The sequence below is a fragment of the Neisseria sp. HMSC065D04 genome (genome assembly GCF_001815675.1).
GTDB lineage: Bacteria > Pseudomonadota > Gammaproteobacteria > Burkholderiales > Neisseriaceae > Neisseria.
In genome coordinates, this window is sequence record NZ_KV821460.1 from 1 (window position 1) to 360 (window position 360).

Below are 360 nucleotides of genomic sequence, written 5' to 3' on the forward strand. Positions count from 1 at the left end.
TTTCATCCGGCTTTTGCATCGCCCAGGAAATTCAGTCTATCAAAAATGAAGATAAATCATGTGATGATCAGAATTACAAATTAAGCCTTTTCAAAACGAATGATGCGTTATTTTCGGCATCACACTGTATTACCATCCATAATGAAGAAATAGACGAAATCAACGGAATAGATGGAATAGAAGAAATAATCCATAACAGTATATTGGTTAATGGAAAAAAATATGAATTAAAAAGTTTTAGAAAGGAGAATAGTCCAAGTAGGAAAATCAACTTGGAAGCAGTGAGCGTGTATAAGGATAATCGCCATCCCCCATTGCTTATTACTCTATTTTCAGAGGAATTTTGTTGTTACCCTCAAC

At 33.9% G+C, this 360-nt stretch carries 1 pseudogene; it reads left to right on the forward strand.

Features of this window, described 5'->3' with window-relative positions:
- Positions 1-360 (forward strand): annotated as a pseudogene (locus HMPREF3050_RS14730) (hypothetical protein); the annotation flags it as partial.